The sequence below is a fragment of the Pseudomonas sp. LjRoot277 genome (assembly GCF_964253845.1).
Classification (GTDB): domain Bacteria; phylum Pseudomonadota; class Gammaproteobacteria; order Pseudomonadales; family Pseudomonadaceae; genus Aquipseudomonas.
The window spans coordinates 3,115,010-3,129,009 of record NZ_CAXURI020000001.1 but is presented as its reverse complement, the minus strand read 5'-3'; the positions used below and the strand labels follow the sequence as shown (position 1 = coordinate 3,129,009).

At 61.9% G+C, this 14,000-nt stretch carries 10 protein-coding genes and 1 pseudogene; 1 reads left to right on the top strand and 10 read right to left on the bottom strand.

The features are described from left to right. Positions 1 to 19 precede the first annotated feature (19 nt). The 8 genes from ACSQ87_RS14820 to ACSQ87_RS14785 form a co-directional block, all read right to left on the bottom strand. Positions 20 to 1,219, bottom strand: coding sequence for an MFS transporter (locus ACSQ87_RS14820; RefSeq protein ID WP_436273755.1), 1,200 nt, complete (start codon positions 1,217 to 1,219; stop codon positions 20 to 22). 126 nt (positions 1,220 to 1,345) lie between these two features. Beyond that, positions 1,346 to 3,877, bottom strand: coding sequence for an efflux RND transporter permease subunit (locus ACSQ87_RS14815; protein WP_436273754.1), 2,532 nt, complete (start codon positions 3,875 to 3,877; stop codon positions 1,346 to 1,348). Positions 3,878 to 3,881: 4 nt separating this feature from the next. Continuing rightward, positions 3,882 to 4,985 carry a YCF48-related protein gene (locus tag ACSQ87_RS14810; protein WP_436273753.1) on the bottom strand — a complete coding sequence of 368 codons (1,104 nt, stop codon included), beginning with the start codon at positions 4,983 to 4,985 and terminating at the stop codon, positions 3,882 to 3,884. Positions 4,986 to 5,057: 72 nt separating this feature from the next. Further along, complete coding sequence (locus tag ACSQ87_RS14805; RefSeq protein WP_436273752.1) at positions 5,058 to 6,422, bottom strand: DUF1329 domain-containing protein; 1,365 nt, start codon at positions 6,420 to 6,422, stop codon at positions 5,058 to 5,060. Between the two features lie 12 nt (positions 6,423 to 6,434). Beyond that, the gene (locus tag ACSQ87_RS14800; RefSeq protein WP_436273751.1) at positions 6,435 to 8,114 is read right to left on the bottom strand and encodes a DUF1302 domain-containing protein; all 1,680 of its coding nucleotides are present in this window, start codon (positions 8,112 to 8,114) and stop codon (positions 6,435 to 6,437) included. 128 nt (positions 8,115 to 8,242) lie between these two features. Beyond that, entirely contained in the window at positions 8,243 to 9,367 is a 1,125-nt protein-coding gene (locus ACSQ87_RS14795; protein ID WP_436273750.1) for an FAD-dependent oxidoreductase, read from the bottom strand. A 178-nt stretch (positions 9,368 to 9,545) separates the two neighbouring features. Continuing rightward, positions 9,546 to 9,908 (bottom strand): Rieske (2Fe-2S) protein, encoded by a 363-nt coding sequence (locus ACSQ87_RS14790; protein WP_436273749.1) that lies wholly within the window; start codon positions 9,906 to 9,908, stop codon positions 9,546 to 9,548. Between the two features lie 15 nt (positions 9,909 to 9,923). Continuing rightward, complete coding sequence (locus tag ACSQ87_RS14785) at positions 9,924 to 10,862, bottom strand: VOC family protein (protein WP_436273748.1); 939 nt, start codon at positions 10,860 to 10,862, stop codon at positions 9,924 to 9,926. A gap of 326 nt (positions 10,863 to 11,188) precedes the next feature. Between ACSQ87_RS14785 and ACSQ87_RS14780 the strand changes: the two genes are divergently transcribed. Further along, on the top strand, positions 11,189 to 12,190 hold the full coding sequence (locus ACSQ87_RS14780; protein ID WP_024777101.1) for a LysR family transcriptional regulator: 1,002 nt from the start codon (positions 11,189 to 11,191) through the stop codon (positions 12,188 to 12,190). On the opposite strand, the gene ACSQ87_RS14775 is transcribed toward ACSQ87_RS14780, so the two are convergent. Together ACSQ87_RS14775 and ACSQ87_RS14770 are read right to left on the bottom strand one after the other, a co-directional pair. Then, the gene (locus ACSQ87_RS14775) at positions 12,125 to 12,925 is read right to left on the bottom strand and encodes a methyl-accepting chemotaxis protein (RefSeq protein ID WP_436275093.1); all 801 of its coding nucleotides are present in this window, start codon (positions 12,923 to 12,925) and stop codon (positions 12,125 to 12,127) included. The genes ACSQ87_RS14780 and ACSQ87_RS14775 overlap by 66 nt on opposite strands. A 57-nt stretch (positions 12,926 to 12,982) precedes the next feature. Then, positions 12,983 to 13,144, bottom strand: a pseudogene (locus tag ACSQ87_RS14770) (HAMP domain-containing protein); the annotation flags it as partial. Between the last annotated feature and the right edge of the window lie 856 nt (positions 13,145 to 14,000).

Sequence of the window (14,000 nt, the reverse complement as noted above, 5' to 3'; positions counted from 1 at the left end):
GATGAGTCGAATAGGCTGATCAGCGATCAGGATCGGCGGCAACGGCAGCCCGAAAAGCAGACCCGCTGCCCCGCAAGCGAATGCAGGCCAGGGCCACCACCAGTTGAACGCCTGCGACGATTCCCAATGCGGCTGGCAAAGCACTGGTCACCCCACCGGTGATCGCCAGTACCACCAGCGGGCTGGCGAACTCACCGGCGAAGAACATCGACGTAAAGCCACCGGCAGCGCGGCCGCGCTGCTGGAAGTCGACCTGGGACATGATCCAGGTAAGCAGGGTCGGCATCATCAGACCGATACCCAGGCCGTTGATGAGCACGGCGATTACCACCAGCCCATGACTGTCGGCCACCGCCAGCAACCCGCCCCCGATGCCGGCCGCAACGAGGGCCAGGAGCATTTGCCGGTACGCTGGTACGCCACTGAACAGACGGAAACTCAGGGCACCGACCAGCACGCCGAGCTGACTGGCGCCCATGGTCAAACCGATCTGCTGCGACCCTTCGACATGCAGCAGGTTAAGCAGATAACCCACTTGTACCGGCACGATGAACAGGCTCAAGCCAGCCAGGAATGCCAGGGCATACAACGGTGCCAGGGGGCGCCAGGGGAATGCCCTGCTCACCGTTGTCGCGGTGACGACCTGTGCACGCGGCTCCCACAGAAACCAGACCATCAGCGGCAGGAACACCAGCCCCAACCCATACAGGGCAAATGGGGTGCGCCAGCCGTGCTCGCCGAGCACGCCACCGACGGCAATGAAAATCGCCGCCGACAACGAGGTCGCGACCATTTGCAGGGCGAACATGCGTTCACGTCGCGCGCCGCTGTAGTAGTCGCCCATCATCGTGGTGCAACAGGTCATGATCGCCGCCTCGGCCACACCGATGCCGGCGCGGCTGATCACGATGACCTGCAGCGACTCCAGCCATAGCGGCAGCACGCCACAGACGGTGTAGAGCACCATCGCACCGATCAGCAACGGCTTGCGCCCCAGTCGGTCGGCGATGATCCCGGCCACGGGTGCCAACAGCGCAATCATCAACGCCGGTAGAGTCAGGGCAATGGGCACCAGTACCGCCACACCTGGCGTGTCGGCAAAGTGCTCCTGCATACGCGGCAGGATGGGGGCCAGCAGCACCGCGCCAAGTACCGGCAGGCAACTGCCGAGCAATAGCAACAAGGATTGCGGCAGCCGCGCCTGGCGTTCAACGTTCATCACGCACCTCCGGTGGTTGGGCCGCGCAGAACGCCATGCCGAAGGCGCTCAGGCCGGCGATAAGGTCAAGCCATAGAGACTGCTGGAACAGAGACACACGAGGCATGGGAAAGTCCTTTCTTGTTGTTATGACGCGACGGAATTAGCGGCCGCTGTTGTCGTTTGATCGTGTCCCGACGTCAGGCGCAGTGAGTGCTTCACGCAGGCCCCCTCCTCGGCTACGGCAGGCATCAGCGGCATGCTCGTCGAACGGCTGGGTTTAGCCTCAGCCTGCCCCGTGCTCACCCGTTTGCTCGGCAACAGGAAGTGAGCCAAGGCCGGCAACAGAACCAGGGCCCCCACCATGTTCCAGACGAACATGAAGGCCAGCAGCACGCCCATGTCAGCCTGGAACTTGATCGGCGAAAGCATCCAGGTGGCCACGCCGATCGCCAGGGTCACACCGGTCAGCATCACCACCTTGCCGGTGGACAGCAGTGCCCGGTAATACGACTCCGACAGGCTTGTGCCCTGGCGCATATGACCGAGCAGGATGCTCATCACGTACAGCGCGTAGTCGACGCCGATGCCGACACCGAGGGCGATCACCGGCAGGGTCGCGACCTTGACGCCGATGTTCAGCCAGACCATCAGCGCTTCACAGAGGATCGACGTGAGCATCAGCGGAATCACCGCGCAAATCGTGGCGCGCCAGGAACGGAAGGTGATCAGACACAGCAGGATCACCGCGCCGTAAACCCAGAACAGCATTTCGCGGTTGGCCTGCTTGACGACGATGTTGGTCGCGGCCTCGATCCCGGCATTGCCAGCGGCCAGGAGGAACTGGACGTCGTCGGTATTGTTCGCCGCGGCGAATTGCTCGACGTGATCCACCAGACGGCTCAGGGTTTGCGCCTTGTGGTCGGAGAGGTAGACGTACAGCGTCAGCAGACTGCAGTCTTCGTTGTACAGCCCGCGCGGCGCCCCGGCGGTGACCATGTTGAGCATCGCCTGGTTGTTCTGCAGCTCGTACCACTTCGGGCTGCCTTCGCTCAGGCCCACCAGCATCCGGCGGTTGAGCAGCGCCAGGGAATTGGTCGAATCAACACCCGGCAAGGTGCGCAACTGCCAGTCGAGGGCATCGACCTTGTTCAGGATGTCATAGCGCGAACAGGCGCTGGCGGGGGTCTTGATCATGACCGCGAACAGATCGCTACTGGCGCCGTAATGCCGGGTCAGGAACGCGTCATCCTGGTTGTAACGCGAGTCCGCCCGCAGCTCGGGCGCGCCGGCATCCAGATCACCGACTTTCAATTGCAGGCTGACCACGAAACCAAGCGTCGCCAGCGCCAGGCTCAGGGCAATGCACAACGCTGCCCAGCGGCGCTGGGTGAACAGGTCGAGGAAACGCCAGAACCCGTGGCGATGTTGGCCCGCTTGTTCGGCGTGCTCGCTTTTGAGGCTCAGTCGTGCCGCGCGGCCGCTGACCCCGACATAGGAAAGCAATATGGGTAGCAGGATCAAATTGGTGAAAATCAGCACGGCCACGCCGATACTGGCGATCATTGCCAGGTCCTGGATCACCTGGATCTTGATGATCATCAGCACCGCAAATCCAACCGCGTCGCAGAGCAGCGCGGTGAGGCCGGCGAGGAACAGACGGCGAAACGTAAAGCGCGCCGCGACAACACGGTGCATGCCGCGCCCGATGTCCTGCATGATGCCGTTCATCTTCTGTGCCCCATGGCTCATGCCAATGGCAAACACCAGGAACGGCACCAGCACCGAATAGGGGTCCAGTTGATAATTCAGTAGCGGCAGCAAGCCGAGCTGCCAGACCACCGCCACCAATGAGCAGAACACCACCAGCAAGGTGCTGCGTATGCAGCGGGTGTACCAATAAAGCACGACCGTGGTGATCAGGATCGCCACAGCGAAGAAGATCAGGATCTGCCGCAGGCCGGCAATCAGGTCACCGACTTTCTTGGCGAAACCGGTGATGCGGATGTCGATGCTGTCGCTCTGGTATTGGCTGCGCAGCGACTCCAGTTGTTGCGACAGCTGGGTGTAGTCCAATGGCCGGCCATCGGGGGTCCGCTGCAGCAGCGGTACCTGGATGATGCTCGAGGCCTGGTCGAGCGCCACCAACTGGCCAATTTCGTTGGAGAGCTGCACATTACGCCGTAGTGCCGCGAGGCTGGCGGCGCCACCATCGTAATTGTCCGGAATGACTGGCCCACCCTCCAGGCCCGCCTCGGTCACCGCCACCCAGCGCGTGGCCGGTGTCCAGAGCGATTTCATGTACGCACGGTCGACACCGGGCAGCAGATAGATCTTGTCGCTCAACGCCTGCAGGGTCTTGAGGTAGGCGCTGTCATAGATGTCGCCCCGCTTGTTGACCACCGCGATGCGCACCGCATTACCCAGCCCGCTCAGCTCCTTCTGGTGCTCAAGGTAGTTGGCGATATAGGGCTGATGGGTGGGGATCATTTTTTCGAAACTGGCATTGAGTTCGACACGACTGGACTGCCAACCCAGCACCAGCGTAGTCGCCAGGCACAGCAGCAACACCCACAGACGATGGTTGAACAATGCCCGTTCGAGCACCGAGCCGGAGCGCGGATCAAAGTCATCGAACGCATTTGCACGAGGCTGGGAAAAATTACCAGGGGACGTCATAACCTCACTCCGAAGCGGCAGTGGCTGGCTGCGCAAGACGCTGCAGCCCGGTGAAACCGGCAACGATCAGGCTGCCATCAGCGGCCTCGATCACACTTGAAACAGGCTTGCCCAAGGGTTTGCCCAGTGGCAGAAGCGTCGCCCCGGTCTGCTCGCTGTTGCGAAACAACGTGCCGCCCTGGTTGACCAGCAGCAGTTGGCCGTCGGCCAGGCGGGTGGCGTCGTTGAAGGAGATGGGTACGGGCACCGACAGACGCTGGAAAATTGCGCCAGCGTCGTGGGAGATAAAGGCATTGCCCTTCAGACCGGCGACCACCAGCGCGCCATCCGCGCGATTCTGCAAGGTGAAGAAACTGCCTTCGTAGGGGCTATCCAACTGACTGAATGACACCGCGTCGTCGTCCGAGCGCGCCAGGTAACCCTGCTCGCCAGCCAGGAACCAATGTGTGCCCTGGCGACTGATGGCGTACAAGTGCAAGCCGTTCGGGTTGGCGACATGCCCCATCAGCGACTGCCAGGTGGCGCCACCATCGGTGGTCAGCAGCGCCAAACCGTAGGCACCGACGATCAACCCGCGGCGTGCATCGACGAATTCCAGCGCCAGGAAAGGTTTGTCTGGACCATCGGCGACAAGACGCTCGGCATTTTGTACCCGTATCAGGGCGGCATCCGGGTCGGCAGCCGTGGCCTGGTCCGCCTTGGCTGCGTCCAGTTCGAGCTGTGCCGCACGCGCGCCGTCGAGTTGCAGCGTCCAGTGCTCGCCACCATCACGCGTGGCCAATACCACGCCAGCGTGACCGACGGCCCAACCCTTTTGTGCATCAACGAACTGCACCGCCGTCAGGCTGACCGAAACCGGTACCGAGGCCTGGCGCCAGCTTTGTCCATTGTCGTCGGAGAGCAGCACCAGGCCGCGCTCGCCCACCGCCACCAGACATGTGCCGGCCCGCGCCAGATCGATCAATACGCTCTTCTGCGCCGCCGGCACCGGCATGGCCGGGGTGCTCAACGGCGCGCCCACGGCAGTCGGCCCTGCCAGGCACTCGCTCGTGGCGAAGGGCAAATACAGGGCCAAGAGCAACGCGCCCACCTGATTGATTCTGTTCATAACCTAACCTCGGAAAAACACTCGCACCCCAAGGGCAGACCGACAGGCCTGCCCTTCACTCTCGGCTCAGGCCTAACGCACGCCGCGCCCGGCCATCGCCGCTGGCGAGAACTCCGAGGCCTTGTAGCGATCAACCGCGTGATACTGTTCCGGCAATCCGGCGTAGAGGTTCTGGATAAACCACGCACCGGAGGTCAGGTCATAAAAACCGGCAGACAGTTGCACCAGGCCTGGCAGGTCGGGCAATACCGAAGGCAGCGACCAGAGGGTCTTGGCCAGTTGGCCGCTGGCATCCCAACGGTCACCGAGCAGGGCTTGCCAAGTGTCCTCGTCGAGGTAGTAACGGCCCTTGGGCAACTGGTGGCGCTTGCCGGCGGCCAACGTCGACTCGAGCACCCAGACACGGTGCAACTCCCAGCGCACGTAATCCGGATTCAGATGGTGCTTGCCTATCAGGTCCTGCGGCTGGGCAGCGTTCTGCAGCTTGTTGGTGTTGTAGGGGACGTACATTTCCTGCTTGCCCACCAGTTTCCAGTCGAACCGGTCCGTGCGACCTCCCCACACGAACAGCTCGTCGAAGGACATGACCCCGGCGGTGGACGGCGTAGGGGTATCGCAGCAGGCGTTGGGCAGCGTGCGCACCCGGCGCTGACCGGCCAGATAGACATGAGCCTGGGATTTGTCGCCGTTGATGTTCTCACGCCCCAGGATCTGTTCGCCGGCACGAATCGCCGGGCCGGAATTGACGAAGTGCACCTGCCAGTAGTCGCCCGAGTAGTTTTCAGGGCCGCCCTCCTCGAAGTAGTAGGGCATCTCCTGGGTCAACAGGCCGTCGCTGGTCATCACCTGGTTACCGTCGGCCGTCATCAGATAGTGGCGAAAATGCGCCGCCACCGAGGTGCCGCGCCAGTTCAGCAGGTGGTTCCAAATGGCTTCGGTACCGTTTTGTGGAATCGGAAACGGGATCCCGCCATAGGCACCGTCGGGGATCAGGCCGGCGCTGCTGTTGACCAGTTTGGCGCGGGTCGCATTCTTTAACGTGTTGTCATAGACCCACTGCGGCGCGGCCGCCGTGCGCCGGGTCGGGTAGACATCGATGCGGTAGGTCTCCGGGAAACGCTTGAACAGCTCCTTGGTGCCGTCGCTGAGCTTGTCGGCGTACTTGGCCAGGTTCTGGGCGGTGATGCTGTACAAGGGTTTGTCCGCGGCAAACGGATCGCCACGCTTGCCACCCGGCGTATAGGCCGGATCGACCTTGGTGTAGCCACCATCCCAGGCCGGGATACTGCCGTCGGCATTGCCGGCTTTCTCGGCACCGAAGGGCGTCAGGGTCTTGCCCAGCGCGGCCGCTTGTTCGGCGCTGGCGGCCAGGGTCATCGGCGCGGCAGCAGCCAACAGGGTCAAGCACAAGGCCTTTAGAGTGAACTGAATGGTCATGCGCGAATCCTCTTAGAACGTGGTCTTGACGGAGAAAGCCAGGTAATCCCGGTCCTTCAGCGACTGCTTGTAGTTGAACTGGTTGGCGGCGTTGAGACTGGTGTCCTCGGGACCGTAGAAGTGGGTGTAGGTCAGTCCCACGGTCACTTGGTCCAGGTAGGTGGCGGAGACGCCGATGTTCATGTCCCCTCCTCTATCGGGGCCAAACCCGCTGATCACAGCCGACTTGCCCATGGGGAAATAGCTGAGGCCCACCGGCAAGCTGATATCCACGCCAGGGAAGAACTGGCGATAGGTGGGCGTGTACACCAACTTCAAGCCCAGACCGTCATCGGTGGCGTTAGGGTCGAGGGCTGCGCGGTTCTTGGTCACGGCCAGCAGGCGGTTCCAGGCCACTTCCCCTACCAGGCTGGCTTCATTGGCGACAAAGGAAGGGCCCAGCGATGCCAGGACGTTGAGGTTGACGTGGGCCGTCCGGCCAACGGCGTACAAGGCGTCATCGTTGTTGTCCGCCTCGACGCCCGGCAGGACGGTCTGGGCGTTGGACACCAACGGCATGTTCCAGCGCATCGATGCCTCGCCGGCAAAGCTGTACTCGTCTACCGAGGTAGCGAAACTGGCCCCCAGGACACGGATATCTTCCGGGTAAACCCAGGAGTATTCGCCAACTTGCCCGGTACTGAAGTTCGGCCCGGTGGCATTCGGCTTCAAGTACAGCGTTGGAGTTTTCTCGTGATATTGGAGCGCGTACAGACCGTAATCCGTCGTCCCGGTGTTGTACTTGAGCTGCAGGCCGCCCTGGCCGGAGCTCCTGGCTTTCTTGTCCTTACCATGGAAAAACGCGGCCGGGCTGTTGGCATTACCGCCAAGAAAATCCGGAAACGGCCCGCCAGTGATCAGCCGTTCATTGCCGTCGCCGATGGTATCGCTGGTGGAGAAGTAACTGCCGGCGCCCGGCAAGCGGGTGGCCTCCCACTCCAACTGGTAGAAGGCGCCCAATGACACATCGTCGCTCAGTTGGTAGGCGGTCGAGAGCTGGTTGACCGGCCGGGTGATTTCCTTGAACTGAGTATTGGGCACCGATTGCGCCTTGACCACGTCCACCGGCGCCATGGCACCGGCAATGCCGTTGCCGCCGAAGAACAGGCTCTCGCCCCAGATCAGGCCATGGCGCCCCGCGCGAACCGATAAGGTACGGTCGGCCAGCTCACCGTTCCAGTAGACAAAGGCATCCAGCAGTTCACCATCACCACCGTGCAGTTGACGGGTGTCGCTGGTGAATTCGTCGAAACCCACCGAACGTTGGTTGGCACTGGCCGCGTCGTTATTGTCGTTGCGGTCCTGGTAAACGGTGTCGTACCAGGCCGCACCGCTCAGACGGGCGCCGAAGTTGTGAAAGCCGATGTCAAGTTCGGAAAGAATATCCAGGCGATTGGAGATCAGCCCCTTGCCGAAGTTGTGATCGCCGTCATTCTGGTTCAGCGCTGTCTGGCCCTCGCTGAGTTTGCTGCTGGGGTCCTTCAGGCGCCAGGCCGCGCTGTACTTCAGCGTGTTGTCCCAGCGCAAGCTGAGATCGGGATTGCCGGTATCGATCTGAAAGGCCTGGGCAGCCGAAGCGCCAAGCCCCAGGCTGGCCGCAAGGGTCAGGGTGAAGGGGACGCGCCGCGACGCAGCGATCTTGCGAATAGCCATCGAAGTAACCCTCTTTATTGTTGTTGTATGTCAGCTCTTCTGGTGAAACGGCGCCCGCAGTCGAACCGGGCCAAGCCTGCACAGGCATGAAGCATCCATGGGAGAGCGAATTCAGTTTTGCCGGCGCCTCAGATGGGCTCTGCCGTGACTTCGAGCATCCGCCTGACCAGGCCGATCCGGTCGAAGCTGCTGTCGTGGGCCATTTCCTTGTCACCGGCCAGCACCGAGCTGTCGCTGATGAATTTGCAGCGCTCATAACGACGCGCCATAAAGCGTTTGAGCTGCTGTTCGACGCTGCCGCCGGCGACCAACTCTTCGCCAAGCACGACGGCATCTTCGATGGCCATGCCGGCACCCTGGCCCAGGTGCGGCGTCGTGGCGTGCACCGCGTCGCCAATCAGCACAACACGGCCGCGGTACCAGGGCTCGCTGACGAACACCACCTCCAGCGGCTTGTAGACCACCCGGTCGCTGTCGATTATTTGCTCGCGTAGCTCGCCGATCAGCCCGGTGAAACCACTCAGGCGCTGACGCATCTGGGTCGCCAGCGTGGCGGCCTCCATCCTTGGGTTGGCGGGCTCATGGGAGGTCACGAAGAGGTACATCTGGTCGCGGCCCAGCGGCACCAGCCCGGCATTGCCGACGGGTCCCTGGAAGGTGGCCAGATGATCGATTCCAGCGGCACGTGGAAAGTTGTAGCGCCACACCGATTGGCCGGTGAAGCGCGGCAGGTACTGCTCGCCGAACAGCAAACCGCGCATGTGGGAGTACAGGCCATCGGCGCCCACGATCAGGTCGTAACGACCGCGACTGGCATCGGTGAACAGCACATCAACGCCCTCGCCCACCTGCCCCAGCGACTTGACGCTCAGGCCCAGACGGACAGAGACGCCAAGGGCAGCAACGGTTTCGCTGAGGACTTGATGCAGAGCCAGGCGCGAGATGCCGACGTTGGCTGGATACTCGGGGCCGGCCAAGCGCTGACCGGGGATTCGCGCCAGCTGTTCACCGCCCGTGGTATTGATGGTCACATCCTCGAACGCGTAGGCGGCACCGAGGTAGCCGTCCAACACACCCAACTTGGCCATCTCGCGCACGACATTACTCTGCTGGATGATGCCAACGCCGTAGACCGTCCACTGCGTCTTGAGCTCGACAAGATCGACTTCGATGTCCTTGCGACGCAAAGCGATTGCGGCGCACAAACCACCGATACCACCACCGACGATAAGCACTTTTTTCACTGAGTTCATGCTTGCCTCACTCTTATTCTTGTTATTCACGCTAGCGTTCTGCCGGAACGATTTCAGGCCTCGTTACCGGATACTTCTGCACGCATTCGCTACCGCGTTGTGCTCACTTTCTCGGCAAAGCAGGTGTTTGACTAATCGCATGTAGGGATACGATGTATCAGCAAACGCGATACTTTACTTAGAGTGCACACACCTCCAATTGACCCGCTTCGAGCACCAGCCAGTCGGCCTCCGCCTGCCATTGCAGAGCACTCAGGCGCTCCCCCAGACACGGCCCGTAGACGCACAGACCACTGTCTGGAAGGAACCGGGCACCGTGGGCGTAACAGACGATCTGGCTACCATCGGCGCTGAGAAAACGGTCTTTGCGATACTCCAGGGGCACAGCCAGATGCGGGCAACTGTTGCGATAGACCCGCACCTCGCCGCAGTGACGCAGGGCAAACACGCTGTCCTTGCCCGAACCCAAAGGATCGAACCCGCGGGCCTGCCCTTCGGCCAATTCATCCAGGCGACAGAGAACAATCGCGTCGTGGCTCATGGACGAATTCCGCACTCAGGCCTGCTTGGGCGGCGGGCCGCTCGGGAACCACTTTTCCCGGGAAGTGAACAGGAACAATTGCGAGTTATCCGCCGACAACGGCGCCTGGCGCGCTTGCCAGGCATCATCGTGCTTGTCCATGTCGGCGTCGTATTCGATGTGGCAGCCCAATGGGCTGTTGAAATACCAGAACCAGTTGGAGCCGAAGAGATGACGGCCTGGGCCCCAGAAGCTGGTCCAGCCTTGCTGTTCGAAACGTCGACCGGCCAACAGCACTTCCGTGCCGCTGCCCATGTGAAAGGTGAAGTGCTCGCAGCCCTTCATATGCGGTGGCGTCTGGATCATGAATAGACAGTGATGGTCATCGGAACCGGCTGGACGCATGAACGGACCGGCGCCAACAAAGGTGTCGGTGGTCATGAAGCCCAGGCGTTTGTAAAAGGCCTCAGCCTTCGCCGCATCCGGCACGAAATACACCACGTGGGACAGGGTCCGCGGCAAGGCCTGCATATCGGGGCTGATGCCCGGTTGGTTGACCGGGCGCTGGGGGGCATGACCCGGTGCATTGGTCAGGTCGGCCGGCGCGTTGTACGGACGCCGCACACTGATCTGGAAACCAATGGCAAACCCCATATCGTCCACACTGTGCACGGAACCACCAGCACCGCGGGTCACCAGGCGATCACGTCCTAACTCATCGGCGATGGCCTCAAGATCAGCTGCGCCGGCCACTCCGTAAACGGTTTCACGAATCGACGGGGCAGGCCCGATAGCCGCCGGCAGAAGGGCATCGTCAGCACGGCGGATAATCACAGCAGTGCCGTCGAGGGCTTCAAAGCGACCGCCCTGGCTGTCGACATCGACGGGTTGCAGGCCGTAGTCACGCAGGCAATGAGTACAGGCTTGAATGTCGTCGACGCCAAAAATCAAGGCATCAAGGCCAATGATGTTCATTGAGTTACCACTCCATTGTAATTATTCAGCGCAGGCCAGCACCCCGCTTACGGGAGCCGTGCCAGGCGGAGCGCTGCCGAGGCTGGTCTTGGAGTCGATAAAGCGTCACGGCCAACCGACTGTGGGCCGATACTGAAGGGGTACAAACTCACTGACTAATCGCTTGTCGGGATGCGACCTATCGGCAAACGCGATACCTGTCTGCACCGAGCCAACGACGGGGGAGTTCGAATACTCGTCGGTCAATTCGCCCCCTCGAGGGACTTGACGCCGCGATAGGAACGCCGGAAGGTATTTACAAAACAAATACAAAAATCGAGACCGCCATGCGTTTTAACCACTTGGATCTCAACCTCCTGGTGGCGCTGGATGTGTTACTGGAAGAGCAGAACATCACCCGCGCCGCCGAACGCCTGCACATGACCCAATCCGCCACCAGCGGTGTACTGGGCAGGCTGCGCCTCTACTTCGAAGATGAACTGCTGGCGCAGGTCGGACGCAAGATGCAACCCACGCCCTATGCCCGCGAACTGGCGGCGCCCGTGCGCCAGGTGCTGCTGACGATCCAGTCCTCGATCACCGCCAAACCGGTGTTCGATCCGGCCACCAGCAAGCGCCATTTTCGCTTGATCACCTCTGACTATCTGATCAGCGTGCTGTTTGCCCGGGTGATCCAGAAGATCTCCCTGGAAGCCCCGCACATCACGTTCGAACTGCTGGGCCCCGGCGACACGTCCACCGAGATGCTGATGCGCGGTGAGGCCGACATGATGATCGTGCCTGAGCACTACCTCATCGAAGGCCACCCATCGCAGCTACTGTTTGAAGAAGAGCACGTTTGCGTTGTGTGGGACGGCAACACCCTAGTGGGCGACAGCATCAGCCTCGATCAGTACATCGAGATGGGCCATGTCTCTGTGATCTTTGGCCGCAACCGACAACTGAGCGTCGAAGAATGGCTGATGAGCCAGTACGGTTTCACGCGTCGCATGGAAGTGGTGACCCATGACTTCAACACCTTGCCGCAGCTGATCGTCGGCACTCAACGCGTCGCCACCATGCTCCAGCGCATGGCCAGGCTCTACGCCAATTACCTGCCACTGCGCATCCTGCAACCACCGGTGAAAATCCCCGTCATGCGTGAGTTCATGCTCTGGCACCGGACCATGGAGGGGGATCCGATGCACCGTTGGCTGCGGGCGAAAATCAGTCAGATCATCAACGAGCTGGAGCAGCAGTTGCTGCCGCAGCCTGGAGGCGAGTCAGGTACGGAAGTGCCCGACGGCCGCTTTGAGCTCGCCGCCAATCTGCTGCAAGTCGGCCGTTGAGACCTGCAGCTGCAGGCTTTCCCTTGCACTGTCCTCAGCCACTTCGCGCACCCGCGTCATACTCTGGCTGACTTGCTCGGCCACCACGCTCTGCTGTTCGGCAGCCGCAGAGATCTGGTGGTTCATCTGCTCGATGCTGGACACCGCCCGGGTGATCCGTGCCAGCGCCTGGGAGGCTTGCGCGGCAAGCACCACGGCTTCATCGCTCAGCATATGGCTACCTTGCAAGCGCTCGGCGGCGTGTTGGGCCACACCGCTCAGACGAACGATCAACCCTTCTATTTCCGTGGTCGAACGCTGGGTGCGCCGTGCCAGGCCGCGCACCTCATCGGCGACCACGGCGAAACCACGACCATGTTCACCCGCCCGCGCGGCCTCGATGGCGGCGTTGAGCGCCAGCAGGTTGGTCTGCTCGGCCATCGCCTTGATGACATCGAGCACGCCACCAATCGCCGCGCTCTCTACAAGCAACGACCGCATGGCTTCAGCGCAACCACTCATCTCCACGGCCAGATGGTCGATCTTGCCAGCCGCCTGACGCACCAACTCATCGCCCTCGCGCGCTTGTTGGTCGGCATGCGCCACCGCTTCGCTGGCCTCACCCGCGTTACGGGCGACCTCCTGCGCCGTGGCGGCCATCTGTTGCATGGCGGTGGCGGCCAGCTCGGTTTCCTGGCGTTGGTGTTCGACACCACGGCTGTTGCTCAGGGTCACTTCAGCCAGGCTGCCGGCCATGCCGTTAAGCGAGCCGACACCACGGTCGATGCGCCCGACCAATCCGCGCAGGCTGCCCAGCATGTTGCCCACGGTGCCCAACAGTTGGCCCAACTCATCACGACGACCACTGTCTGACGGCGGATCACTCAAGTCCCCCGCTGCCACACGCTGGACCAGCTGCACGGCCTGGCGCAGCGGCTGCACAATCAATTGGCGGATCAGCAGACTGGCACCCATGCCCAAGGCCAGCGCCAAAACAGTGATCAAGCCCAATTGGCGATCGGCATCGCGGTTATCGTCCAGCACCGCCTGCCTTTGCTGTTCATCGGCCTCGGCCAGCAGCTTGCTCACCTGCTCGGTTTGCCCGTTCATTGCCGCACTGCTTTGCGCGCTTTGCTTACGGCTGTCGACGAACTCGAGGAAGGCCTTGCGGTAGTCGCCCAGCGCAGTGCTCGCCTCCTGCAGCGACTCGCCTTGCTGCTCGCCAAGATCGAGCGCCTGCATGGCGGCCAGCAGGTCACTCATGCTCATTTCCCAGTCGCTGCGGTAACGCTCCTCGCCATCGAGCGAGTAGTACAGTTCGCTGTCACGCAGCTTGGCGAGTTTGTCCCGCAGCGCGGCCGTCTGCTCAAGCAACACCATTTGGTCGCTGCTCGGCGGTGTCCCCTGCCCCAACCGAGTGTTAAGCGCATCCAGTTGATCGAGAAACAGCAGGGTAAAACTGTCGCCAGCCGTCTGCGCCAGTGCCTGCATGCGCAGGCGCGCTTCGCGAGCCCGACGCAACGAATCGGCATAGCCGAGAAACTGCTCCAGATAAGTGCTGACGGCCGTGCGTACGGTGGCGCGCGCTGCGCTATTGGCCCGATCATCATCGAGTTGCTGACTCAGCTTGCTGATCGTCTCGCGGACCTGGTCCAGACGCTGCGGGGCGAGATCCAGGGCGAATGCCTTTTCGGCGATACGCGCACGCAGGATCAGTGCCTGGATCGATGACTCCTGACGCGATTGCTCACCGCGCTGCTGCAACACACCCAGGGAACGAAAAGCCGTGAGCGCTACCCCCAAGGTAACCAGCAGCACCAAGCCAAAACCC

Bases quoted from the DNA above. Each gene is read 5' to 3' on its own strand.
- ACSQ87_RS14820 (WP_436273755.1), bottom strand. From the start codon at position 1,219: ATGAACGTTGAACGCCAGGCGCGGCTGCCGCAATCCTTGTTGCTATTG.
- ACSQ87_RS14815 (WP_436273754.1), bottom strand. From the start codon at position 3,877: ATGACGTCCCCTGGTAATTTTTCCCAGCCTCGTGCAAATGCGTTCGAT.
- ACSQ87_RS14810 (WP_436273753.1), bottom strand. From the start codon at position 4,985: ATGAACAGAATCAATCAGGTGGGCGCGTTGCTCTTGGCCCTGTATTTG.
- ACSQ87_RS14805 (WP_436273752.1), bottom strand. From the start codon at position 6,422: ATGACCATTCAGTTCACTCTAAAGGCCTTGTGCTTGACCCTGTTGGCT.
- ACSQ87_RS14800 (WP_436273751.1), bottom strand. From the start codon at position 8,114: ATGGCTATTCGCAAGATCGCTGCGTCGCGGCGCGTCCCCTTCACCCTG.
- ACSQ87_RS14795 (WP_436273750.1), bottom strand. From the start codon at position 9,367: ATGAACTCAGTGAAAAAAGTGCTTATCGTCGGTGGTGGTATCGGTGGT.
- ACSQ87_RS14790 (WP_436273749.1), bottom strand. From the start codon at position 9,908: ATGAGCCACGACGCGATTGTTCTCTGTCGCCTGGATGAATTGGCCGAA.
- ACSQ87_RS14785 (WP_436273748.1), bottom strand. From the start codon at position 10,862: ATGAACATCATTGGCCTTGATGCCTTGATTTTTGGCGTCGACGACATT.
- ACSQ87_RS14780 (WP_024777101.1), top strand. From the start codon at position 11,189: ATGCGTTTTAACCACTTGGATCTCAACCTCCTGGTGGCGCTGGATGTG.
- ACSQ87_RS14775 (WP_436275093.1), bottom strand. From the start codon at position 12,925: ATGGCCGGCAGCCTGGCTGAAGTGACCCTGAGCAACAGCCGTGGTGTC.